Origin of the sequence: Aeromicrobium choanae, assembly GCF_900167475.1 — a bacterium.
GTDB classification, from domain to species: Bacteria; Actinomycetota; Actinomycetes; order Propionibacteriales; family Nocardioidaceae; genus Aeromicrobium; species Aeromicrobium choanae.
This window is the reverse complement of the sequence record NZ_LT796768.1, coordinates 2,311,432-2,335,015: the sequence shown is the minus strand read 5'-3', so window position 1 is coordinate 2,335,015 and position 23,584 is coordinate 2,311,432. Positions and strand designations below refer to the sequence as shown.

Here is a 23,584-nt window from a genome sequence, read left to right as displayed (position 1 = left end):
TCAACATCAAGTGCTGATCCCTCAGGACCCAACAGTGTGCCTGAGTTGTCGCTGTGTCCGATCGAGTTTCCACGCTCCGAGGAGCAGTACTGACGATCTTTCGCCGGCGACAAGCCAAATAATCGACGTCCACTAGTGAGCTGGACCGCGTCAGACGTTTGCTGACGAACGGATCCGCCTGGACTCTTCGAGAGAGCCAGTTGCTCCTTAGAAAGGAGGTGATCCAGCCGCACCTTCCGGTACGGCTACCTTGTTACGACTTCGTCCCAATCGCCAGCCCCACCTTCGACGGCTCCCTCCACAAGGGTTGGGCCACCGGCTTCGGGTGTTGCCGACTTTCATGACGTGACGGGCGGTGTGTACAAGGCCCGGGAACGTATTCACCGCAGCGTTGCTGATCTGCGATTACTAGCGACTCCGACTTCATGGGGTCGAGTTGCAGACCCCAATCCGAACTGAGACCGGCTTTTTGGGATTCGCTCCACCTCGCGGTTTCGCAGCCCTTTGTACCGGCCATTGTAGCATGCTTGAAGCCCTGGACATAAGGGGCATGAAGACTTGACGTCATCCCCACCTTCCTCCGAGTTGACCCCGGCAGTCTCCTATGAGTCCCCACCATTACGTGCTGGCAACATAGGACGAGGGTTGCGCTCGTTGCGGGACTTAACCCAACATCTCACGACACGAGCTGACGACAGCCATGCACCACCTGTATACCGACCACAAGGGGGGCTACATCTCTGCAGCTTTCCGGTATATGTCAAACCCAGGTAAGGTTCTTCGCGTTGCATCGAATTAATCAGCATGCTCCGCCGCTTGTGCGGGCCCCCGTCAATTCCTTTGAGTTTTAGCCTTGCGGCCGTACTCCCCAGGCGGGGCGCTTAATGCGTTAGCTGCGGCACGGAGACCGTGGAAGGTCCCCACACCTAGCGCCCAACGTTTACGGCATGGACTACCAGGGTATCTAATCCTGTTCGCTCCCCATGCTTTCGCTCCTCAGCGTCAGGTAATGCCCAGAGAACCGCCTTCGCCACCGGTGTTCCTCCTGATATCTGCGCATTCCACCGCTACACCAGGAATTCCGTTCTCCCCTGCATACCTCTAGTTTGCCCGTATCGTAAGCACGCTCAGGGTTGAGCCCTGAGTTTTCACTTCCGACGTGACAAACCGCCTACGAGCCCTTTACGCCCAATAATTCCGGACAACGCTCGGACCCTACGTATTACCGCGGCTGCTGGCACGTAGTTGGCCGGTCCTTCTTCTGCAGGTACCGTCACTTTCGCTTCGTCCCTGCTGAAAGAGGTTTACAACCCGAAGGCCGTCATCCCTCACGCGGCGTTGCTGGATCAGGCTTTCGCCCATTGTCCAATATTCCCCACTGCTGCCTCCCGTAGGAGTCTGGGCCGTGTCTCAGTCCCAGTGTGGCCGGTCACCCTCTCAGGCCGGCTACCCGTCGTCGCCTTGGTGAGCCATTACCTCACCAACAAGCTGATAGGCCGCGAGTCCATCCCATTCCGCCGGAGCTTTCCACCACCAGAAGATGCCTTCGGTGGTCGTATTCGGCATTAGCCAGCGTTTCCACTGGTTATTCCGATGAATGGGGCAGGTTACTCACGTGTTACTCACCCGTTCGCCGCTCGTGTACTCCCGAAGGAGCCTTACCGCTCGACTTGCATGTGTTAAGCACGCCGCCAGCGTTCGTCCTGAGCCAGGATCAAACTCTCCGTTGAAGATTTCCCAGAACCGAAGTCCTGGTCAACATCTTGAAAAGTTGATTCCTGACAAGTTTGACTGCTGGACAGTCATTGTTGTCGGAATTGTCCCTGCGGCTCCGCGCGATTCAGAGCCGAAGCTCATCATCCTTCGTTTGCCGCCGGGGTACTGATTGTTAATTCGTCGACTTTTGGCACACTGTTGAGTTCTCAAGGATCAGACGCACATCTCAGACCCGACCGTTCCCGGCCTTGCCTGCGAGGCAACTCGTCTAATTTACATCGCCGTTTTCACCGAGTCAAACCCGGGTCGGTCACGATGTCGCGCTACGTTTTCCGCGGCCAGTTTCCGGCTCCCTTTCGGGCTCCTGGCGTTAACCGCTTCGGTCTGCGCTTCGCTGCGCCGTTCGGTGCAACAAGAAGAACATTACACAGACGTTTCCGGACTTGGCAAATCGGATCCGGGGTGTCCTGCGTCACAACTGGAATGACGGGCAATTTCGGGTGCGCTGGGGCCGTTGGGGCTCGTGAGGGGCCGAAACGAGAAACGGCGACCCGGTCACCGAACCTTCGAAAAAGTTCGAGAAACCGAGCCGCCGCGCGCCCAGACGAGGTCTCAGACGACCTGGACCCCCGAAACGGACCGCTTGCCACGTCGCAGGACCACCCACGACCCGTGCAGGACGTGCTCGTCGCCCAGCTCGAGATCCGGGTCGTCCGCACGTTGGTTGTTCACGTACGCGCCCCCGTCGCCGATCGCCCGTCGTGCGGCCGACTTCGACTCGGCCAGGCCGGAGGAGATGAGCGCGTCCACGAGGGTCGTGCCACGCGGCACCTCCACCGCCCCCGCCTCCCGCAGTGCTGCCGCGAGAGTCGACTCGGGTAGGTCATCGAGCTCCCCCCGTCCGAACAGCGCACCCGAGGCGAGCTCGGCCGCCTTCGTCTCCGCCTCACCGTGCACGAGCGTCGTCAGCTCGGCGGCGAGCCGGCGCTGGGCCCCGCGGGCGCCGGGCCGCTCGTCGTGCTCGGCCATCAGCGCGTCCACCTCCTCGACCGGCAGGAACGTGAACTGCTTGAGGTACTCCCCCACCTTCGAGTCCTCGGCCTGGATCCAAGACTGGTAGAAGGCGTACGGGCTCATCAGCTCGGGGTCGAGCCAGATCGTGCCGCTCTCGGTCTTGCCGAACTTGGTGCCGTCGGCCTTCGTGATGAGCGGCGTCGCAAGGGCATGGACCTTCGCCCCCTCGGCCCGCCGGATGAGCTCCACTCCTCCGGTGAGGTTGCCCCACTGGTCGCTGCCGCCGGTCTGGAGCACGGCCCCGTGTCGCCGGAAGAGCTCGAGGTAGTCCATCGACTGCAGGAGCACGTAGCTGAACTCGGCGTAGCTGATCCCCGCCTCGAGCCGGCTGGCCACGACGTCGCGGGCCAGCATCCGGTTCACCGGGAAGTGCTTGCCGATGTCACGCAGGAAGTCGACCACCGACATGGGCTGGGTCCAGTCGAGGTTGTTGACCACCGTGGCGCCGTCGTCACCGCCGAAGTCGACGAAGCGCGACACCTGGGCGCGGATGCGCTCCACCCACTCGGCCACGGTCTCCTTGGAGTTCATGACCCGCTCCCCCGCCTCCTTCGGGTCGCCGATCAGGCCGGTGGAGCCGCCCACGAGGATCAGCGGACGATGGCCGGCCAGCTGCAGGCGGCGCGCCGTCAGGAGCTGGAGCAGGTTGCCGACGTGCAGGCTCGGGGCGGTGGGGTCGAAGCCGACGTAATACGTGATCGGCCCCTCGTCGATCTCGGCACGGAGGGCGTCGAGGTCGGTCGAATGCGCGATCAGGCCGCGCGCCTGGAGGTCGTCGATCACGTGGTCGGTCATGGCCCGAGGCTATCGAGCGGCGCTGACCGGCCTGCGGGCCCGTCTCGGGTCAGGGCTTGACGGCGATGACGGGCATCGGGGCGTCGAGGAGGATCATCTGGGTGACGCGGCCCATGAGCATCTTGCCGACGGGGGTGCGCTTGCGGATGCCGATCACGAGGCGCTCGGCGCCGGCGTCGACGGCCTCGTCGATCACCACGTCGGAGACCGACAGCGACGCGGCCCGGCGGACCTCGCATTCGAGCCCGTCGAGGTCGAAGCGCTCGGTGAACTCCGAGAGGTCGATCTCCTCGGGCGGGTCGAACTCCGGATCGATCTCGCTGACCGTGATCAGGACGAGCTTCTCCTTGTTCGCCTCGGCCTCGGCCGCTGCCCAGCGCACCGCGGCGCGCCCGTAGTCGTCGGGTCGGTAAGCGACGGCGATGGTCATGCTCCGAGCGTATCGCGCAGGGACGTCGGGAATGAGCGGACGGCCCGCGGGCGTTGTGACCGACGTGAACGACAACGCTGCCCGTCCCGTCAAGGTCGACATCTGGTCCGACATCGCCTGCCCGTGGTGCTTCGTCGGCAAACGCCGATTCGAGCGAGCCGTGGCCGACTGGGACGGTGACGTCGAGGTCGAGTTCCACAGCTTCGAGCTGGCGCCCGACACCCCCGTGGACTTCGAGGGCAGCGAGGTGGACTTCCTGGCCCACCACAAGGGCATGGACCCGGCCCAGGTCGAGCAGATGCTGAGCCAGATGACCGCGCTCGCCGCCGACGAGGGCCTGTCCTACGACTTCGAGGCCCTGCGGCACACCAAGACCCTGTTGGCGCACCAGGCGCTGCACTTCGCGAAGGCCCACGGCCTCCAGAGCGAGCTGAAGGAGCGCCTCCTGTCGGCGTACTTCGAGCAGGGACGCCACGTCGGACGGGTCGACGAGCTGGTCACGCTCGGCTCCGAGGTGGGCCTCGACGCCGACGCGCTGCGCGAGGCGCTCGAGTCCGAGACGTATGCGGCGGACGTCGACGCTGACATCGCGCAGGCCCGCGCCTACGGCATCAACGGCGTGCCGTTCTTCGTGTTCGACGGCCGTCTCGGCGTGTCCGGCGCGCAGGCTCCCGAGACCTTCCGCGAGGCGCTCGACCGCGTCGCGACGGAGGCCTCGGCATGACCGGCCCGTTCGAGATCGTCGGTGACGAGGACGCGCCCACCTGCGTGGACGGCGTCTGCGCGATCGAGCCTGCGACGGCTGGGGCGGACGAGGAGCAGGAGCCGAGCGCCATCTAGGGTGCCGCCATGAGCACCACGGCGAGCACGACCACCACCGCGCGCCGGTACGAGCTGGACCACCTGCGCGTCATCGCGACACTCGGCGTCATCCTGCTGCACACCGGGGTGATCCCGGTCGTCCTCTGGCGCGACTCCCTGCCCGAGCTGGTCTCGGCCTTCAACGTCGGCAATGCCGCCAACTCGCTCGGCCGCTTCGCCGTCAACTGCTTCTTCATGACCTCCGGAGCCCTGCTCCTGGACCCCGTGCGGCGGTTCGTGCTGCGGTCGCAGTTCCTGCGAGTGGCACTGCCGACCCTGACGTGGATCGTGATCTACGCCGTCGCGAACGCGATGCTGCGGCAGCAGGAGCTGCGCGGCGTCAAGGGTGGCCTCAGCGACCCCGCCGAGCTGGGACTCGGCGACCTCGTCCGAGCGCTGGTGTCCGGCCCCGCGGTCTACCACCTGTGGTTCGTCTACGTCTTGCTCGGGATCTACCTGACGGTGCCGCTGCTGCGTGCGCTGACGGACCGCGCAGAACCCCAGCGACTCCGGCTGCTGACGTGGTTCCTCGTCCTGTGGTTCCTCGCCGATCTGCTGCCGCGGTGGGGCACCTGGCTCCTCGAAGAACGGTTCCCGCCGGCCTACCCCGCCCCGCTGGCCGCCCTGCCCACGGGCTACATCGGGCTCTTCGTGCTCGGCTTCGTCCTCAGCCACTACCGCGACCGGCTGCGCGTGCCGTCGCTCGCCTGGCTCGGCCTCGCGGCCGTGGGGCTCGTCTGGACGTTCGTGGGGGTGTGGCAGGCCGCCAGCCACGGCGACCCCGACGTGTACGCCGCCTACGACAACCTCAAGCCGCCCGTGCTGATGTACTCCGTGGGCGTCTTCGCGTTCTTCGCCACGCGCAGCTGGGGGCCCGGTCCGGCGTGGCCGCTGGTGAAGCGACTCTCCGAGCTCAGCTTCCGCATCTACCTCGTGCACGTCCTGGTCCTGCACACGCTGCGGTACACGACCGAGCTCGGCCCGCTCGTGGAGGAGCGTCCGGTGGTCGGGCTGCCGCTGATCTACGTCGCCACGGTGGTGCTCTCGGTGCTGGTCGCCTGGGCGCTGGACTTCGTCAAGCCGTTGCGCCGCTGGATCTGACGTCCTCCAGGGACCCCGACGGAACGATCAGATGCCGTCGGACTCCTCGTCGGGCTTGACCGACAGGACCGGGCACGTCGCGTCGAGGATCACGCGCTGGGCGACGCTGCCCAGAAGCGCCTTGCCCACCGGGCTGCGATGCCGGACGCCGACCACGATGAGGCTCGCCCCGGTCTCCGTGGCCGCCTTGACGACGCCCTCGGCGACGTCGCGCACCACCTCCTGGCGGACCTCGGCGGTGAGCCCCAGCGTCTCCAGCCGATCGCGGACTCCCGCGATCTCGTCCTCGTGGGCGAACCGGTCGTCCACGAGGGCGTCGCCGCGCGTGTCGTTGACCACGAGCAGGTGCTCGCCGCGCAGCGTCGCCTCGGCGGCACCGTGCGCCAGCGCCGCCCGTCCGTACCTGTCGGGGCTGTAGGCCACCACGATCGTCATGTCGTCGTCCTCTCAGATGTCGTTCGTGTCGGCGGCCGCGGCCCGGTCGAGGACGCGGTCGATCTCGTCGGGCTCCTGGCCACGCCGGCGCCACGCCATGACCGCCATGACGACCGCGATGAGGGCCATCAGGACGTAGACGAGGACGGCGACCGGCTCGCTCCACAAGGTGCTCACGTCGCCCTGCGAGATGGCGAGTGCGGTGGTGAGCTGCTCCTCGAGGCGCGGTCCGAGGATCACGCCGATGATGAGCGGCAGGACCGGCAGGCCGAAGCGCCGCATCGCGAAGCCGAGCAGGCCCAGCACCAGCAGGAGGGCCAGGTCGAAGGCCTGGAAGTTGACGCTGTACGCGCCGAGCCCGGCGAAGAACAGGATGCCTGCGTACAGGTAGGGCCGCGGGATGCGCAGCAGCTTCGCCCAGATCGGGGCCATCGGCAGGTTCAGCACGAGCAGCAGCACGTTGGCGATGAACAGGCTGGCCAGCAGTGCCCAGACGAGCTCGGGCTCGGTGTCCATCAGCTGCGGACCCGGCTGGATCCCGTAGCTCTGGATCGCCAGCAGCATGACCGCCGCCGTCGCCGTGGTGGGCAGGCCGATGGCCAGCAGCGGGACGAGGGTGCCGGCGGCGGAGGCGTTGTTCGCCGCCTCCGGTCCGGCCACGCCCTCGATCGCACCCTTGCCGAACTCCTCGGGGTGCTTCGTCAGGCGGCGCTCGGTGACGTAGGACAGGAACGTGGGGACCTCGGCGCCGCCCGCGGGAAGGGCACCGAACGGGAATCCGTAGGCCGTGCCGCGCAGCCACGGCTTCCACGACCGGCCCCAGTCGGCCTTGCTCATCCAGGGCTGTCCGACGGGGATGATCTCGAGAGGGCGCCGGCGCAGGTGGGCGGAGACCCACAGGGCCTCGCCGATCGCGAAGATGGCGACCGCGACCACCACGACGTCGATGCCGTCGGCCAGCTCGGGGCGGCCGAACGTCAGTCGTGCCTGGCCGGTCTGCGAGCCGACCAGGGCGAGCGTGAGGCCGAGGAACAGCGAGATGAACCCGCGCAGCTTGGACGAGCCCAGGACCGCCGTGACCGTGAAGAGCGCGAACAGCATGATCGCGAAGTACGACGGCGCGCCGAGCTCGACCACGATGTCGGCGATGCGCGGCATCAGCACGACGAGCAGGATCGAGCCGATCGTCCCGGCGACGAACGAGCCGATGGCCGCGGTGGCCAGGGCCTGCGCCGCGCGTCCGCCCTTCGCCATCTTGTTGCCCTCGAGGGCGGTGACGACCGATGACGACTCGCCGGGGGTGTTCAGCAGGATCGACGTCGTCGAGCCGCCGTACATCCCGCCGTAGTAGATCCCGGCGAACATGATGAGGGCGCCGGCGGGCTCGACGTTGTAGGTGATCGGCAGCAGCAGGGCCACCGTCATGGCCGGGCCGATGCCCGGCAGCACGCCCACGGCCGTGCCCAGCAGCACGCCGATGACGGCGTACATGAGGTTCTCGGGCGTGAGGGCGTTGGCGAAGCCTTCGAGGAGCAGGTCCATCAGAGCACCCCGTCCAGGATGCCGGCGGGGATCGGGATCCCCAGGCCGACGTAGAAGCCGTACCAGGTCACCAGCGACAGGACCAGGCCCACGCCGATGTCGAGCAGGAGCCGGCGGCTGCCGAGGATCCGGGCCGACGCCGCGAACAGGAACGCGCCCATGATCGCCCAGCCGAGCCAGTTGATCAGGGCCACGACGACCACGATCACGGCGACGAGCTGGAGCAGCGTGGGCCAGTCCAGGCCGCTGCTCAGGTCGACGTCCTCACCCTCCTCGGGCTCGGCGACGTCACCGCGCCAGGTGGCGACGGCCAGCAGGAGGCCGAGGACCACGAGGACGGAGCCGATGGCGTAGGAGAAGGCGTAGGGCTGGACCGGCTGGTCGGCGAAGCCCGGGTCGAGCCCGAGCGCGTCGACCAGTACGACGATCCCGACGAACGCGACGAACGCCGCCAGTCCGTACTGAGGGGTGTCCACCGTGCGTGACGGCGTGGTGCCCGAGGTGTTCATGCGAGTCCCAGCTCCTCGAGGGTCGAGGCGACGCGCTCGTTCTGCTCCTCCAGGAAGGTGCCGAACTCATCGCCGGTGGTGAAGTCGTCGATCCAGCCGTTGCGCTCCAGCGCCTCGCGCCACTCGGGCGTGTCGTGCATCGCCGTCAGCAGCTCGATGTACTCGTCGCGGGTGGCGTCGGAGATGCCCGGCGGGGCGAGCACGCCGCGCCAGTTGATGAAGCTGAAGTCGACGCCCTCCTCCTTGAGCGTGGGCGCGTCGACGGTGTCGAGTCGCTCCTCGCCCGAGACCGCCAGGACGCGCAGCGACCCGTCCTCGATCTGGCCCTCGAACTCCCCCAGGCCGGACATGCCGACCTCGATCTTGGAGCCGAGCAGGGCCGTCGTCAGGGGTCCGCCACCGTCGTACGTGATGTAGTTGACGTCCTTCGCGTCGATGCCGAGCTCCTGCGCGAGCTGCATCGGGAACAGGTGGTCGGGCCCGCCGGGCGACGAGCCGCCCCCGATCGTCACGCTGCCCGGGTCCTTCTTCCAGGCGTCCACGAAGTCCTGCACGTTCTTGAACGGCGAGTCCTTCGGGACGAGGATGCCCTCGGGCTCGGAGACCAGCTGCGCGATGGGCGTGGCCTTGTCGACCGTGGCGTCGGAGCCGTTCGTGAAGACCGAGCCGACGACGCCCAGGCCCATCGTCATCATGAGGTCGTCGGCGCCGCGCTCGTTCATGAGCCGCTGCATCGCGACGGTGCCGCCGGCGCCGATGACGTTGGTGACCTCGAAGCGGCCGGTGAGCTCGTTCTCCTCCATCGCCCGTACTCCGGCCCGGCCGGTCAGGTCGTAGCCGCCGCCCGGGCTGTTCGGGATCATCATGCGCAGTCGCTTGTTGGCGGGATCGTCGTCGTCCGCCCTCGTCACGCCACATCCGGCCAGCATCGCCAGCACCAGCGCCGCCACGAGCCCGATCCCGATCGTGCGGCGGCGGCCCTTCGTTGCCCACGTGATCATGGACCCCTCCTCGTCGTCCCCTTGATCATGCGTGGGAATGTGGCGTGGGTCACGATTGCGGAACCAAAGGAGATTGTGGTCATTGTGGTCAAGCGCACGGGCATGGGCACGCGCCACGGCCCGCCGGGCGGGCGCCGGCTGACGCTCGCGGGCCAAGTCCTGCTGCTGCAGCTGGCCGTCGTCGCCGGCGTGCTGATCGTCGTGGCGGTCATCTCGTTCCGCCAGAGCACGGACGCCTTCACCGACGAGCGCGGCAGCGCGATGCGATCGGTGGCGGAGTACCTCGCCGGAGGGGAGGTCGTGCGCACCGCCGTCGACGACGCGGCGGCGACGCGCACGCTGGCGCCCTTCGTGGAGCGGGCCGTCGCCCTGTCGGGGGCCACCGACGTGCTGGTCACCGACCCCGACGGCGTCGTGATCGCCGCGGCCGAGCCGTCCCGGGTGGGCACCACGGTGGACCTCGGGGAGAGCCGCGTCCGAGAGGGTCGCGGGTGGAGCGGCGACGTCGTCCGGGACGGCCGACGCTACGTCACCGCGCACGCCCCCGTGATCGCCGACGACGGCACGCTCGTCGGGATCGCCGTCGCCGAGCAGTCGTACCCCTCCTGGTGGGACCGCGTGGCCGACTCGTCGAGCGACCTGGCCCTCTACCTCGGCCTCGGCGCCCTCCTCGGCGGCCTGGGCACATGGGCCGTGGCGCACCTGCTCAAGCGGCGCACCCGCGGCCTGGGCGGCGAGGAGATCGCCACGCTCGCCGACCACCGGTACGCCCTCCTGCACAGCATCCGCGAGGGCGTCGTGGCGGTGGACAACGCCGGCACGGTGACCGTCATGAACGACGCCGCCCGGCGACTGCTGGACGTTACGGGCGATCCCGTCGGGCGCCCGATCAGCACGGTGGGGCTCGACCCGGAGCTGACGGCCCTGATCGCGGGCGACGCCGAGGCCAGGGACGCCGTCGTGCTCACGGGCGACCGGGTGCTCGTGGTGAACCGCCGCGCCGCCTCGAGCCGCGGTCTGGGCATCGGCAGCGTCACGACCATGCGCGACCGCACCGACGTGGTGGAGGTCGAGCAGCAGCTCAGCTCGAACCTCTCGATCAGCGACGCCCTCCGCGCCCAGACCCACGAGTTCGCCAACCGGCTGCACACGATCTCGGGCCTCGTCGAGCTCGGCGAGTACGACGAGCTGGCGAGCCTGCTGGGGACCCTCACGCGTGAACGCGCCGTCCTGGACGCGAGCCTGCGCGAGTCCGTGCGGGACCCCGCCGTCGCGGCGCTGCTGGCGGCCAAGGCGAGCCAGGCGGCCGAGGCGGGACTGCGGCTGACGATCGACGAGGCGTCCCGCCTGTCGACGCTGGACCCCGACCTGGCCGCCGACCTCACCACCGTGCTGGGCAACCTCGTCGACAACGCGCTCGACGCCTGTCGGGGCGGGGCCGGGAGCGAGGTCGTCGTCCGGGTGGGCGAGGTCGATGGCACGATCGAGGTCGTGGTGAGCGACGACGGACCGGGCGTGCCCGACGAGATCGCCGGGTCGATCTTCTCGCGGGGATACTCGACCAAGCCCGAGGTCCTCGGGGGACGTGGCATCGGACTGCCGCTCGTGCGTCTCATCGCCACCCGACGTGGCGGCTCGGCCACCCTCGACGACGGCGGCCCGGGTGCGACGTTCCGCGTCCGGCTGCCCCGCGCGGGTGACGCACCGTGATCCGCGTCCTCGTGGTGGACGACGACTTCATGGTGGCGCGGATCCACGAGCGCTTCGTGGAGCGCACCGACGGGTTCTCGATCGCCGGCACGGCGGGCACCGGCGCGGAGGCGCTGAGCGCCGTGGCCGAGCTCGAGCCCGACCTCGTGCTGCTGGACGTGCACCTGCCCGACATGGACGGCATCGAGGTGCTGCGCTCGCTGCGTGCGGCGGGCCACGGCGTGGGCGTCATCATGGTGACCGCCGAGCGCGACGCCGAGGTCGTGCGCGCCGCACTGCTCGGCGGCGCCCAGCAGTACCTGGTGAAGCCCTTCGAGTACCCCGAGCTCGCCGACCGCCTGAGGGCTGTCGCCCGGTCGCTCACGGCCCTGCGGAGCGAGTCCGAGCCCGACCAGACGGCGATCGACCGTGCCTTCGGCGGGGGCACGCCAGGCAGCTCGCCCCTGCCGAAGGGCCTGAGCACCGAGACCGCGGCGTCGCTGCTCCGGGCCCTGGAGAATGCTGGTGAGGTGTCGGCGGCCGAGGCCGCGGAGCTCGTCGGGCTCTCCCGGGTCAGCGCACGCCGCTACCTCGAGCACTTCGTCCACACGGGCCATGCGACCGTCCGGCTCCGCTACGGCGCCGCCGGTCGCCCGGAGCGGCGCTACCTGCTGGGCTGAGGCACCCCTCGGACCCCCGGATCCGGGGGTCCGCGGATGTCCCGGCGCGGTGGTAGCGTCGCCGTGACGTGCGTCACATCCGTGAGTCCTGAGGAGCCCCCGTGAGAACCCTTCGCCGACCCGCGGTCCTGGCCGCAGTCCTGACCCTGACGGCCGGGCTCGTGACCGCCCTGCCCGCTTCGGCGGCCGATCGCACCCCCGCATGGCATCACCCCCACTCGGGTGAGCGCTACGTGGCGCTGGGCGACTCGTTCGTCGCAGGACCCGGCATCGCCACGCAGCAGCCGGGCGGCTGCGCGCGCAGCGACCACAACTTCCCGAGCCTGGTGGCCGCCGAGATCGGCGCGAAGTCGTTCACCGACGCCAGCTGCAGCGCGGCGAGGACGACGCACTACTGGAACCCGCAGACGATCGGCGCCGAGACCGTCCCGCCGCAGCTCGACGCGCTGACCCGCAAGACCACCCTCGTGACGCTGGGGACCATGGGCGGCAACGACGTCGGCCTGGTCGGGCTGGCCCAGACGTGCCTCGTCCAGGGCTGCAGCACGCTGCCGACGCAGCCGTTCCACGACGCCATCGACGCCCTCGCACCCGTGTACGAGCGGCTGATCGCGGACGTGCGCCAGCGCTCGCCGCACGCCACCATCGTGGCCGTCGGCTACGGCACCTACGTCCCGCGCGAGACGTGCGCCGCGCTCCTCAACGCCACGAACGCCGACCTGGCCTACCTCCAGTCGATGATCGACCGCCTGAGCGACACGATCGGCGAGGTCGCGGCCGACGAGGGCATCGCCTTCGTCGACATGCGCGACATCGAGGGCTGGCAGGAGCACTCCGGCTGTGCCGATCCCGCGGAGCAGTGGGTCCGGGCCCTGAACCCCTACGGCGACGGCGCGCCGCTGCACCCCTCGACCGCCGGCATGGCCCAGATGGCCGACCAGGCGCTCGAGATGATCGAGCCGCTCCTCCAGGCCCGCCGGGCGTCGGTCCGACGCGTCTCGGCCGCGGCCCACACGGTGCGTCTCCACGCGGTGTGCCACGGACCCGCTCGCAGGCCGGACGTCACGCTGCGCGTCACGGGCGGGAAGGGACTGGCCACGGCGGCCACCTTCCGCATCGGCGGGACGACCGTCGGCACGGACACGCGCGCCCCGTTCACCCTCACCCGCTCGGCGCGCCCGCTGAGCGACCTGCGCGGGTCGGTGCACGCCAAGGTCACGCTGGAGCACGGCACGGTGACCCGCACGACGTCCGTCCAGGCCAGCCGGCCGAGGTGCCTGCGCTGAGGTGAGCGAGCGGGCCGATCAGGCCCGCGGGTGGCGGCGGTAGGTCGACACGGTCGGATCGCCCGCCACCCAGAAGCGCCACGGAAGATCGGCATTGAGTCGCACCCCCACGCGAGGGCCGGCGGCGATCTCGGGACTCTCGACGCGCTCGCCGAGGGACACGGGCTCGGGATCGAGCAGGTCGGTGCCGAGGTCCAGGCTCGTGATGCCGAGCGCCTTGGTGAGGTTGCCCGGCCCGCGCGCCAGTGCCTCGTCCGCCACGGGCCCGCGGCGCTCGCGGGCCACGTCGATCCCCTCGACGATCTCACCGGCACGGATCAGCACGGCCGCAGCACGCTCCGTGGGACCCGTGACGACATTCGCGGCGTGGTGGCCGTGGATCCGGTAGACGTACAGGCGCCACGGCGGGCCGTACATGATCTCCGAGCGCGGCGTCCGGACGAACGCGTGGGAGGCGGGGTCGTCAATGCCGCCGTACGCCTCGACCTCGGTGATCCTGGCGACCACCCCGTGACCGTGGAGCAGGCGACCCAGCAGGTCGCGGGCGCGCTGGGAGACGTCGGTCATGGTTCGCACCTCACCTGGTCATCCTCTCGTCGCGGCAAGTCTCCGGGCCGCCGGGCCCATTGCCCTGGCCCTCGTTCCACTTTTGGAAACGGATTCACGTGAATCGGGTCGTTGCGCGTGAATCCGCTTCCAAAAGTGGAAGGGGGCGGGCGAAGGGATTGCCGTCGGGCGCGAAGACCTCCGGGGAAGGCCGACGAACGCCTCAGGCCACGTCGGGCTTCGCCGCAGGCAGGTCCTCGCGGCGCACCCAGACCATGTCCTCGTCGAGGTCGGTGTGCCGCGCGTCCCAGCTGTCGAGGAACCAGTTCTGGCGGACCTTCCACGGCGTGCGGGCACCCGAGCGCGGCAGCAGCTCGTCGGCGCGGGCGATGTAGCCCGACGACAGGTCCAGCAGGCGCGCGTCGTGCCCGAAGTCGGAGTCCGGGTCGGGGATGCCGTAGGCGTAGCCATGGGCGTCGAGGTGGTTGAGGTAGTCGGCGACGTACTTCCACGTGAGGTCGGCGCGCAGCGTCCAGGACGCGTTCGTGTACCCGACGCACCAGGCGAGGTTGGGCACGCCGCTGAACATCTGGCCCTTGTAGGTGTAGAGCTCGTGCGGGTCCACCTTCACGCCGTCGATGCTGACGTCGATCTGGCCCAGCGCCACGAGCTTGAGGCCGGTGGCGGTCACCACGATGTCCGCGTCCAGGTGCTCGCCCGAGGCCAGGGCGACGCCCTTCGGGGTGAACTCGGTGATCACGTCGGTGACGATCGCGGCGCTGCCGTCGCGCACCGCCTTGTAGAGATCGCCCCCGGGGACGACGCACAGCCGCTGGTCCCACGGCTTGTAAGGAGGCGTGAGGCTCGCGCGGTCGACGCCGGGCATCGACTTGCCCGTCAGCCCGAGCAGGATCGAGCGGGAGGCCTTCGGGAAGGCGCGGCAGAACATGTAGAAGCCGACGGTCATCACCGCGTACCGGAGGCGAGCGACCTGGTGCACCAAGGAGGCGGGCAGCACCTTGCGGGCGAGGTTCGCCACGGGGTCGCTGCCGGGCTGGCTGAGCACGTAGGTGGGGGTGCGCTGCAGCATCGTGACCTTCGCGGCGTCCTTGGCCATCGACGGCAGCAGCGTGACCGCGGTGGCGCCCGAGCCGATCACGACGACCTCCTTGCCGGCGTGGTCGAGGTCCTCGGGCCAGAACTGGGGGTGCACGACCTGGCCCTCGAAGTCCTCGAGGCCGGGGAAGTCGGGCGTATAGCCCTCCTCGTAGCTGTAGTAGCCGCTGCACAGGTAGAGGAACGAGGCGGTGACGACCTCGGTGGAGCCGTCCTCGACCGTGCTGGTGACGGTCCACGTGGCGTCCTGGCTCGACCACTCGGCGGTCGTGACGCGACGTCCGAAGCGGATGCGATCGGTGATGCCGTGCTTGGCGGCCGTGGCCTCGAGGTAGTGACGGATGTCGTCCCCGTCGGCGATGGCCTTCGGATGCGTCCACGGCTCGAAGGGGAAGCTGAGCGTGTACATGTCGGAGTCCGAGCGCACGCCGGGGTACCGGAAGAGGTCCCACGTGCCGCCGATCGCGTCGCGCTGCTCGAGGACGGCGTAGGTTCGGCCCGGGGCCCGCTCCTGGAGGCGGTACGCCGCGCCGATGCCCGACAGGCCGGCACCGACGATGAGGACGTCGACGTGATCGGTCATTTGCACACTCCTATGTGACATTGGTGATGTCACATTAACAGCAGTTGTGGCCCACGTCACCGCCTTGACCCGCTCGGCTCCCTGCGACGCGGGGATCGGTGACCGTCGGCCGTCTAGGATCTGCACCATGACCGCCGTTGCCTCCGACGCTCCAGCGCCGGCCCCCGCCGATGACGACGCCCACCGCTCCGACCGCGGACTGGGGATCTTCCTGGTCGTCTCCGGAGCGATCGCGCTCTGGTCGTCCCTGATCCTGACCTACGACAAGATCTCGCTGCTGAAGGCCGAGGCCGCAGGCACCGCGAAGGAGCTGGGCTGCGACCTCTCGGCGTTCGTCAGCTGCAGCAGCGTCGTCTCGTCCGACCAGTCCGAGGCGTTCGGCTTCCCCAACACCTTCATGGGCGTCGTGGGCTTCAGCGTGGTGGTCACGCTCGGCGTCCTGCTGGCCTCCGGCGTCACGTTCCCCCGCTGGATCTGGGTGGGCCTCGGGCTCGGCACCCTGTTCGGCATCGGCTTCGTCACGTGGCTGCAGTACCAGGCGATCTGGGAGATCGGGAAGCTCTGCCCCTGGTGCATGGTGGTCTGGGCGATGATGATCCCGATGTTCGTCGCGGTCACCGCGCGCGTCACCGGCAGCCGCTTCCTCAAGAACTGGACCGTCCTGATCTCGGCCCTGTGGATCATCGCGATCGTGGCCACCATCTGGTTCGAGTTCGGCGAGACCCTCTGGGCGTGAGCCCCTCCCCCCGCGATCGACGCGGCAACGACGAAGGCCCGGCTGGAGATCCAGCCGGGCCTTCGTCGTCGGTGCTACTTCTTGGAGATCTTCTTGTAGGCCGAGTACCGGTACACCGTGGTGTACCCGGACTTGGTAGCGGTGATCCGCACCCGGATCTTCTTGCCCCGGTACTTCTTGGGAACCTTGTAGGCAGACTTCGTTGCGCGGGAGATCTTCTTCGTACCCACGTACCACTGGTAGCGGTAGGCGAGGGGGCCGGGACGCCACGATGCCGATGCTCGCAGCGTGCCGCCCGGTCGTGCAGATCCGAAGATCCTCGGAGCGCTCGTAGTGAGGAGGCCGCGGGCCACCGCTCGCGTGGGCGCACTGGTGATGACGATCGGCGAGTACCCAGTCCGCTCCCCACGCACCTGCACTGTGATCGACTTTCCCGCGGCCGCAGGCGGCACAGTGAAGTACGTGGACGTGCTCTCCTGCAGGACCGTGCTGCCGGCGCGCCAAGTGAATCGGCGCGTCGCGGGCGACGCGGGCGCCCACCCAGTGGCTGTGGCTGAAAGGCGCTGTCCGACCCGAGCAGTACCCGCGATGGTCACACGACCGGCGGTGAACGCGGCGCCGGTGATCGTCATCTTCGGGGTCTGGCGCGAGATCGGGTTGTAGCCGGACCTTGTACCCCTCACGACAGCATGGACTCGTGCGCCGATCAGGCCTGACGACGGCGTGAAGGTCGCTCGAATCTGGCTCGCGATCTTCACATCATCGGCGTACCACTCGTACTCGAACTTGTCCTCACTCGGTGCCCACGTCCCCGGATCCACGGTCAGGGGCTTGCCTTGGACGCCCGAACCCTCCAGCGTCGGAGCAGGTGCCGACGTGAAGTCGAGATTCGTGACAGGCACAGTCGGCGCACTCTGGATCGTCATCTCATTGAAGCTGAAGCGCTGCGCGGATGCGCGTACTCGGATCACCTTGCCAGCTTGAGCCGCGGTCACCTTGAAGGTCTGACCGGTTTCACCAGAGATGGGTTGAGTGTCCGCCCACCACTGGAACGAGTACGAGTCCGGCCGGGGCGTGAACGTCCCGGTGGTCGCGGTCAGCATGTCATTCACCCGGATGTCCGAGCGCGGTGACGTGATGGTGGGTACGGCCAGGTTGGTGAAGACGCCATCTTGGATCGGCAGCGTGGGGGTCCACTGCAACGAGGAGGGACTGGGGAAGGACTCGGAACGAAAGCCGTCTTTCTTACCGGTGACGACAGCCATCAGGCACCGGCCCTTTTCCTCGATCGTCGGCGAGAACGATTGACGGTCGGCATCGTTGATCGGCTGCCAGTTCTTCAGTGATCCGTCATTGCAGTTTCCCGTGTTGATCCAGTACCGGTACCAGCGGAAGCGCAGTTCCACCCCGCCCGGATGCCAGCCGTTGTCTACCTGGTCGTATCGCTCGATTTGCGGCGTGTCGGGATTGAGGTCGACGGTCAGGATGTTCTCCACGCCGCGGTGACCAACGATGACGGCGGGCTTCAGGGGGGTCAATCCAGTCTCGGCGGAGGACGAGGATGAGCACGACTCCGCCGTTCGGACATGGTCGATCATCGCGACCGAGTCCAGCGAGGCGTTGTTCGCATCTGCGATCGCCAGCGTGACGGAGTCTGCCGGGTCGATCGGAACCTCGAACGTCTCCACGGAGGTGAAGTGATTGAACGGAGTCACGGGAGCCATCAGGGGCGAGGCATGGTCGTCGGGCTGACGATCGAACTCCTCATCGATGCCGTGCCAGTACTTGATCGCGTTGACTGCCATCGGCTGCGGTTCGGGAAGCACGACATCCGTGGGTCGTTCCGCTGCCTGGCCGATGTAACGAGGCCCAGCGTGTTTGGCGTACTCGGCGGCATCGTTGGCTCGCTTCAGCGAGATCACATCGGAAAGACCCGACACGGGATCGTGATTGTACGTGTGCACGCGCTCCTCGGTGCCCATCGCTACGTCGATGAGGAGGCAGGAATCCGTGACGCCCGCACCGACATCGAACATCATCGAGACCGAATCCTCGCCGGGCAAGTTCGTTGACGGCTGCAGCGCCGGAACCCCCATGTTGAACAGGTCGGACGCGTTGCCGGTGGACATCACGGCATAGGAGGCGTTGCCAGCTCGGCGTGGGAAGTCGTTGAAGGCGCGAGTCTCCACACCGAACGCGGCCGAGGCACCCGCCTGCGTCACGGTGATCCCCGCCGGCAAGTCGAGCGCGTTGGCCAGCGCCGCGTCCGTGGCGTCGGCGTGGGCGACCGACCCGGTCGTGGCGGCCAGCAGGCCGCCCAGGACGGTGCCGGCGACGACCGGACTGATGAACCTACGCATGAAATTCCCCTCTACTTCCGAATCCGGTGCCGGAACGTTCCGGCGCCGGGTCACGCACCCTTGAACTGGGCCATCGCCGCGATGATCGCGGGACCGATGACGATGATGAACAGCACCGGCAGGATCGTGCCCATGAGCGGCAGCAGCATCTTGACGGGAATCTGGTTGGCCACGCCCTCGGCGCGCAGGCGGCGGCCGACGCGCATCTCGTTGGCCTGCTCGCGCACGATGTCGGAGACCGGCACGCCGAACTCCTCGCCCTGCAGGATCGAGCGCACGAACTTGCGCAGCTCGTCCACGTCGGTGCGCGCGACGAGCGACTCGTAGGCTTCGCGACGGGGCAGGCCCAGGCTGATGTCCTGGACGGTGCGGACGATCTCGTCGGCGAGCGGGCCCTTGCCGGTCTGGCCGGTGCGGGCGAGCGCGTTCTCGAAGCTCGTGCCCGACTCGATCGAGATGGTGATCTGGTCGAGCAGGTCGGGCAGCGCGTACTGGATCTCCTCCTGGCGGCGCACGGCCTTGCCGTTGAGGATGATGTCGGGAGCGAAGTAGCCCAGCAACGGCGCGCCGAACAGCAGCATCCAGCCCAGCAGGCCGCCCTGGCCGGTGAAGATCATGATGCCGACGCCCACTCCGAAGGCTCCGAAGACGACCTTCTGCATGAGGATCTTGGCGACGCTCGAGCCGTCGGGCCGTCCGGCGAGCATGTAGTTGCGCTCGGCCTTGGCCACGATCCCGCGCGGCGTCAGCCGGTACCCCAGGCCGCCCTTGGCGGTGCCCGAGTGCAGGTCCTTCGCCGAGCCCGCGACGACGACCTCGGACTCGGTCAGCTCCCGCAGGCGCGCGGCGGCCGCGGACTCGTGCTTGCCGAAGATGCCCAGCGCCTTGAACAGCAGGAACAGCGAGGCGAAGATCGCGACGATGCCGATGAGGAGCATTACAGTTTCACCTTCGTGATCGACCGGAGCCACAGGCCGCCGAGCGTGTAGAACACCAGGCTGATGATGAGCAGGATCTTGCCCGCGCCGGTGTTGAACAGCGGCATCATGTAGGCGCGGTTGACCAGCAGGAACAGCACACCCACCGCGACCGGCAGGCTCATCAGGATGAGCGCCGAGGCCTTGCCCTCGGCCGCCAGCGACTCGACCTTCATGCGCAGCTCGTTGCGCTGGGAGATGGTCTCGGTGACGCGGTCGAGGATCTCGCTCAGCCGGCCGCCCGACTCGCGCTGGATGGCGACCGCCTCGGTGACCCACATGAAGTCGGCGCTCTCCATGCGCTCGGCCGTGTCCTTCATGCCCTCGATCAGGTCGCGCCCCAGGCGCGTCTCGTTCACGATCCGGGCGAGCTCCTCGCCCATGGGCTCCTCCATCTCGGCGGCGACGCTGCCGAGTGCGTTCGGCACGTTCATGCCGGACTTCAGGGCGGAGCTGAACTGGCTCATCGTCTCGGACATCTGGAGGCCGAACTTCGCCCGCCGCTTCGACGTCTTGACCCCGACGTACATCTTCACCAGGAACGGCGCCGCCAGCAGCAGGATCACCGCGAAGAAGAACGAGCCGGTCAGGGCCAGGCCGGCGGCGAACGCCACGAACGCGATCAGCAGGGTCGTGGCGACGACCGAGGTGACGCTGGACTTGATGCCCGCGAGCGACAGCTCCTCCTCGGTGAACGGCTTGAGGCCGATGGTCGAGAGCACCTTGTCGATGAGGTCGTAGACCGGCGTGGACTCCATGGCCCGGCCGCCCTCGCCCGAGGCCTCGGCCTTCATCTGCTCCGAGCGCAGGTTGGCCATGTCGGGCTGCAGCAGCGCATATCCCAGGGCCGCCACGGAGACGAGGATCGACACGACGCCGATCGCCAACAGAGTGGTCACGAAGCGGACTCCTTGCGGGCGTTGAGCAGGTGGGGCGGCACGTGGATGCCGCGCTCCTCGAGCAGGTCGACCAGGTGGGCGCCGTCGCCGACGGCCTTGACCGTGCCGCGCGGGTGGCCGTCCTCGTCGTAGCCGGCTCCGAAGTCGAAGCGGTAGAGGTCGTTGAGCACGGGCTCGTCGTCCTTGATCCCGGTGAGCTCGGTGACGTACGTGATGCGACGCGAGCCGTCGCGCAGGCGCGAGATCTGCACGATCATGTCGACGGCCGAGCCGATCTGCTCGCGGATCGCGCGCAGCGGCAGGTCCATGCCGGCCATCAGCACCAGCGTCTCCAGGCGGGCGATGCAGTCGCGCGGCGAGTTGGCGTGCAGGGTCGAGATCGAGCCGTCGTGGCCGGTGTTCATGGCCTGCAGCATGTCGAGCGCCTCGCCCGAGCGGCACTCGCCGATGACGACGCGGTCGGGGCGCATGCGGAGCGAGTTCTTGACCAGGTCGCGGATCGTGACCTCGCCGCGGCCCTCGATGTTGGCCGGGCGCGCCTCGAGCTGCACGACGTGGGCCTGCTGCAGCTTGAGCTCGATCGCGTCCTCGATCGTGACGATGCGCTCGTCCTCGGGGATGAACGACGACAGCACGTTCAGCAGGGTGGTCTTGCCGGTGCCGGTACCGCCCGACACGAGGATGTTGAGGCGACCGCGGACGCACAGCTCGAGCAGCTCGGCCAGGTCGGGGCTCATCGACCCGTAGTTGATGAGGTCCTGGATGCTGAGCGCCTTCTTGGCGAACTTGCGGATCGTCAGCGAGGAGCCGCGCACCGCGAGCGGCGGGATGACGGCGTTCACGCGCGAGCCGTCGGTGAGGCGTGCGTCGACCAGCGGGGACGACTCGTCGATGCGACGGCCGACCTTGCCGACGATGCGCTCGATGACGCGGCGCAGCTGGTCCTCGGAGCTGAACGACTCGTCGGCCAGCGTCAGCTTGCCCTTGCGCTCGACGAAGATCTGCGAGGGGTGGTTGACCATGATCTCGCTGATGTCGTCGTCGTCGAGCAGGCGCTGGATCGGACCGAGGCCGAGCGCGTCGTCCTCGATCTCCCGCATCAGCTGGGCGCGCTCCGCGCTGCCGAGCTGGACGTGCTCCTCCTGCAGGATGACCTCGAGCTCGGCACGCACGAAGTCGCGCAGCTGCAGGTCGGTCAGCGACGCGTCGTTGATGCGAGAGCCGATGCGACGGAACAGCGACTCGACGGAGCGGCGCTTGAGCTCGTCGAGCACGGCGGAGCGCTGCAGGACGGTGGTGGGGCGGCTGCCCGTGTCGACGTGCTTCTCGGCAGCCAGCAGCCGGTCGGTGATGCTCATTCGTCCCTCCTGAACAGTCCGCCCCTGCGGCGAGCGGTCTCACCGCGAAGCTTGGCCACCATGGCGTCGACGGCCCCGGAGAGCTCGGCCGAGCGCTTCGCCTGGGCCAGCGGCTTGCCCGTGTTGACCGAGAGGGCGATGTCGACCGAGCGCGCCACCGAGACGTCGACGGGCATTCTCAGCGCGGCCGAGATGTCGTCGAGCTCGAGGCCGGTGCCCGACTCGGTCATGTTGACGACGAGGTGACGGTTCCGCGGCAGCAGGTCGATCGTGTCGAGCAGGTCGACGGCGCGGCGCAGGGCCTTGACGCTCGAGACGTCCATCGTCGTCACCATGATCACGTCGGTCGCGACCTCGAGCGCCGCCAGCGTCTCGTCGGTCAGGCCCGAGCCCGTGTCGATGACGACGTAGGCGTAGTCCTTCGACAGCTGCCGCAGCAGGTCGCTCTCCTGCTGGGGCGTGAACTTCTCCAGCGCGGCGGGCGACTCGGAGGCCGCGAGCACGAGCAGCTTCTCGTCGAACGCGTTGAGCAGACCCTTGACCACGAGCGGCGGCTGGACGCCGTCCTGCGTGAACGCGTTCTCCAGCGTGTGCTGGGCGTTGATGTTCAGGACGCTGCCGACGTCACCGAACTGCGAGTCGAAGTCGACGATCACCGTGTCGAGCGGGGCACGGCGCGACAGGGCGATGGCCAGGTTGGTCGAGATCGTGGTCTTGCCGACGCCGCCCTTGGGCGACAGCACCACGACCACCCGGTGCTCCTCGGGATCGACCTTCACGACCGGGGCGGCGGGCACCGCCGGAGCCTCGCGCTCGGGGGCGGCACCGGGCATCGACGTGCCCACGTGCCGAGCGAGCAGGCGCTCGATCTCGAGGTCGGAGGAGATCGCCGGCACCGACTCGACCACGCCGAACTGGCGCTGCTCCGCGGAGAGCGGCTCGGGCGACTCGCGCACCAGGACGACGGGGACGTCGAGCTGGTGGTCGTGGACGATGTCGGCCATCTCCATGGACTGGTCGTCATCAACGTCCTCGCAGATCACCACGAGGTCGATGGCCCTCATCGTGCCCAGCATCGAGTTGAGTGCGTGCTCGGAGAAGGTGGGGCGAAGACCCACCACCTGGCGATCGGCGACGCGACGCAACCGTCCCGCGAAGGGGCTGGACTCGGTGATGACGATGATGCTCACTTGACGAGTGTCCCCACATCCACGGCCGAGGCACCGTCACGGTTGGTCTTGTCATTCTGGACCGTCAGGCGAACCTGTCCGAACTGCGCCGCGGCGGCCACCCCAGTGGCCTGCGAGGTGTTCACGGCGAGCGTGACCACCATGGTGTTGTCCTCGTTGGACTTGACGTTCGTGACCAGGACGTTCTGCGCGATCATGCGGCTGCGCTTGTCGTCGTCCTTCTCCACGGTGGCGATGACGCCCACCCGAACCCCTTCGTCGATGCGCTCGCCGACACCGGCGGCCGCATCGAGCGACACGGACATCTCCTGCAGGCCGTCAGGCACGTTGGCCTTCGAGGCGGCCTTCGCGCCCTCCTTGGCGAAGCGCGAGTCCAGCAGCTGCTCACCCTGGACGAGCGGCACGGTGGTCTTGAGCCCCTCGATGGCCTTCAGGTCGCTGATGGCGCCCTTGGCGACCGAGGCGTTGGGCAGGCTGACGAGCTCGACGTTGTCGCCCACCGTCGCGGAGTCCGCGTTGGCGGACAGGTCGTTGACGACCCGGTAGACCTTCACCAGCTCCGCACCCTCGAACGCACGGTTCTTGGCGCTGGCCGCATAGGCGACGACGGCACCGATGCCCACGATCGCCAGCACGGCGGCGGCGATGGCGGCGATGACGCGAGAGTTCATGTGCGAAGTCCTTCGGGTAGATCAGGGAG

At 68.3% G+C, this 23,584-nt stretch carries 20 protein-coding genes and 1 rRNA gene; 6 read left to right on the top strand and 15 right to left on the bottom strand.

Annotated features, from left to right (window positions below; all coding sequences use genetic code 11):
- Positions 1–211: 211 nt before the first annotated feature.
- From B5D60_RS11160 to B5D60_RS11150, 3 genes are all read right to left on the bottom strand, one after another.
- Positions 212–1,730, bottom strand: a 16S ribosomal RNA gene (locus tag B5D60_RS11160).
- A gap of 598 nt (positions 1,731–2,328) precedes the next feature.
- The gene (gene tyrS, locus B5D60_RS11155) at positions 2,329–3,585 is read right to left on the bottom strand and encodes a tyrosine--tRNA ligase (protein WP_078700230.1); all 1,257 of its coding nucleotides are present in this window, start codon (positions 3,583–3,585) and stop codon (positions 2,329–2,331) included.
- A 49-nt stretch (positions 3,586–3,634) separates the two neighbouring features.
- Positions 3,635–4,015: a universal stress protein gene (locus B5D60_RS11150; RefSeq protein ID WP_172806339.1), complete on the bottom strand. Its 381-nt coding sequence runs from the start codon at positions 4,013–4,015 to the stop codon at positions 3,635–3,637.
- A 64-nt stretch (positions 4,016–4,079) separates the two neighbouring features.
- On the opposite strand from B5D60_RS11150, the gene B5D60_RS11145 reads away from it, so the two are divergent.
- Together B5D60_RS11145 and B5D60_RS11140 are read left to right on the top strand one after the other, a co-directional pair.
- The gene (locus B5D60_RS11145; RefSeq protein ID WP_231948716.1) at positions 4,080–4,739 is read left to right on the top strand and encodes a DsbA family oxidoreductase; all 660 of its coding nucleotides are present in this window, start codon (positions 4,080–4,082) and stop codon (positions 4,737–4,739) included.
- Between the two features lie 125 nt (positions 4,740–4,864).
- Positions 4,865–5,977 (top strand): acyltransferase, encoded by a 1,113-nt coding sequence (locus B5D60_RS11140; RefSeq protein WP_078700227.1) that lies wholly within the window; start codon positions 4,865–4,867, stop codon positions 5,975–5,977.
- Between the two features lie 27 nt (positions 5,978–6,004).
- On the opposite strand, the gene B5D60_RS11135 is transcribed toward B5D60_RS11140, so the two are convergent.
- The 4 genes from B5D60_RS11135 to B5D60_RS11120 are packed head-to-tail and all read right to left on the bottom strand — an operon-like array spanning position 6,005 to position 9,464.
- Positions 6,005–6,412, bottom strand: a complete 408-nt coding sequence (locus B5D60_RS11135; RefSeq protein ID WP_078700226.1) for a universal stress protein — start codon at positions 6,410–6,412, stop codon at positions 6,005–6,007.
- A gap of 12 nt (positions 6,413–6,424) precedes the next feature.
- Entirely contained in the window at positions 6,425–7,954 is a 1,530-nt protein-coding gene (locus tag B5D60_RS11130) for a tripartite tricarboxylate transporter permease (RefSeq protein WP_078700225.1), read from the bottom strand.
- Positions 7,954–8,463, bottom strand: coding sequence for a tripartite tricarboxylate transporter TctB family protein (locus B5D60_RS11125; protein ID WP_078700224.1), 510 nt, complete (start codon positions 8,461–8,463; stop codon positions 7,954–7,956). Before B5D60_RS11125 ends, B5D60_RS11130 begins: the two co-directional genes overlap by 1 nt.
- Positions 8,460–9,464, bottom strand: coding sequence for a Bug family tripartite tricarboxylate transporter substrate binding protein (locus B5D60_RS11120; protein ID WP_078700223.1), 1,005 nt, complete (start codon positions 9,462–9,464; stop codon positions 8,460–8,462). Before B5D60_RS11120 ends, B5D60_RS11125 begins: the two co-directional genes overlap by 4 nt.
- Before the next feature lie 75 nt (positions 9,465–9,539).
- Here B5D60_RS11120 and B5D60_RS11115 point away from each other — a divergent pair, with 75 nt between their 5' ends.
- The 3 genes from B5D60_RS11115 to B5D60_RS11105 all read left to right on the top strand — a co-directional run bounded on the left by B5D60_RS11115 (position 9,540) and on the right by B5D60_RS11105 (position 13,119).
- A complete protein-coding gene (locus tag B5D60_RS11115) occupies positions 9,540–11,174 on the top strand; it encodes a sensor histidine kinase (RefSeq protein ID WP_197684305.1) in 1,635 nt (544 codons plus the stop codon).
- Positions 11,171–11,833, top strand: coding sequence for a response regulator (locus tag B5D60_RS11110; protein ID WP_078700222.1), 663 nt, complete (start codon positions 11,171–11,173; stop codon positions 11,831–11,833). The genes B5D60_RS11115 and B5D60_RS11110 overlap by 4 nt, the downstream gene beginning before the upstream one ends.
- A 101-nt stretch (positions 11,834–11,934) precedes the next feature.
- Complete coding sequence (locus tag B5D60_RS11105) at positions 11,935–13,119, top strand: SGNH/GDSL hydrolase family protein (protein ID WP_078700221.1); 1,185 nt, start codon at positions 11,935–11,937, stop codon at positions 13,117–13,119.
- 18 nt (positions 13,120–13,137) lie between these two features.
- Here the strand turns inward: B5D60_RS11105 and B5D60_RS11100 are convergent, their stop codons facing one another.
- Positions 13,138–13,686, bottom strand: a complete 549-nt coding sequence (locus B5D60_RS11100; RefSeq protein WP_078700220.1) for a DNA-3-methyladenine glycosylase — start codon at positions 13,684–13,686, stop codon at positions 13,138–13,140.
- Positions 13,687–13,888: 202 nt separating this feature from the next.
- Positions 13,889–15,364 carry a flavin-containing monooxygenase gene (locus B5D60_RS11095; RefSeq protein WP_078700219.1) on the bottom strand — a complete coding sequence of 492 codons (1,476 nt, stop codon included), beginning with the start codon at positions 15,362–15,364 and terminating at the stop codon, positions 13,889–13,891.
- Between the two features lie 127 nt (positions 15,365–15,491).
- On the opposite strand from B5D60_RS11095, the gene B5D60_RS11090 reads away from it, so the two are divergent.
- Complete coding sequence (locus tag B5D60_RS11090) at positions 15,492–16,100, top strand: vitamin K epoxide reductase family protein (RefSeq protein ID WP_078700218.1); 609 nt, start codon at positions 15,492–15,494, stop codon at positions 16,098–16,100.
- A 74-nt stretch (positions 16,101–16,174) separates the two neighbouring features.
- Here the strand turns inward: B5D60_RS11090 and B5D60_RS11085 are convergent, their stop codons facing one another.
- Genes B5D60_RS11085 through cpaB form a run of 6 tightly spaced genes read right to left on the bottom strand, consistent with a single transcriptional unit; the run spans position 16,175 to position 23,555 of the window.
- On the bottom strand, positions 16,175–18,460 hold the full coding sequence (locus B5D60_RS11085) for a hypothetical protein (RefSeq protein ID WP_078700217.1): 2,286 nt from the start codon (positions 18,458–18,460) through the stop codon (positions 16,175–16,177).
- 50 nt (positions 18,461–18,510) lie between these two features.
- Entirely contained in the window at positions 18,511–19,398 is an 888-nt protein-coding gene (locus B5D60_RS11080) for a type II secretion system F family protein (protein WP_078700216.1), read from the bottom strand.
- Positions 19,398–20,336, bottom strand: a complete 939-nt coding sequence (locus B5D60_RS11075) for a type II secretion system F family protein (protein ID WP_078700215.1) — start codon at positions 20,334–20,336, stop codon at positions 19,398–19,400. The genes B5D60_RS11080 and B5D60_RS11075 overlap by 1 nt, the downstream gene beginning before the upstream one ends.
- Positions 20,333–21,694 carry a CpaF family protein gene (locus tag B5D60_RS11070; RefSeq protein WP_078700214.1) on the bottom strand — a complete coding sequence of 454 codons (1,362 nt, stop codon included), beginning with the start codon at positions 21,692–21,694 and terminating at the stop codon, positions 20,333–20,335. The genes B5D60_RS11075 and B5D60_RS11070 overlap by 4 nt, the downstream gene beginning before the upstream one ends.
- Positions 21,691–22,884 carry an AAA family ATPase gene (locus B5D60_RS11065; RefSeq protein WP_078700213.1) on the bottom strand — a complete coding sequence of 398 codons (1,194 nt, stop codon included), beginning with the start codon at positions 22,882–22,884 and terminating at the stop codon, positions 21,691–21,693. Before B5D60_RS11065 ends, B5D60_RS11070 begins: the two co-directional genes overlap by 4 nt.
- Complete coding sequence (gene cpaB, locus B5D60_RS11060; RefSeq protein ID WP_078700212.1) at positions 22,881–23,555, bottom strand: Flp pilus assembly protein CpaB; 675 nt, start codon at positions 23,553–23,555, stop codon at positions 22,881–22,883. Before cpaB ends, B5D60_RS11065 begins: the two co-directional genes overlap by 4 nt.
- Positions 23,556–23,584: the final 29 nt, after the last annotated feature.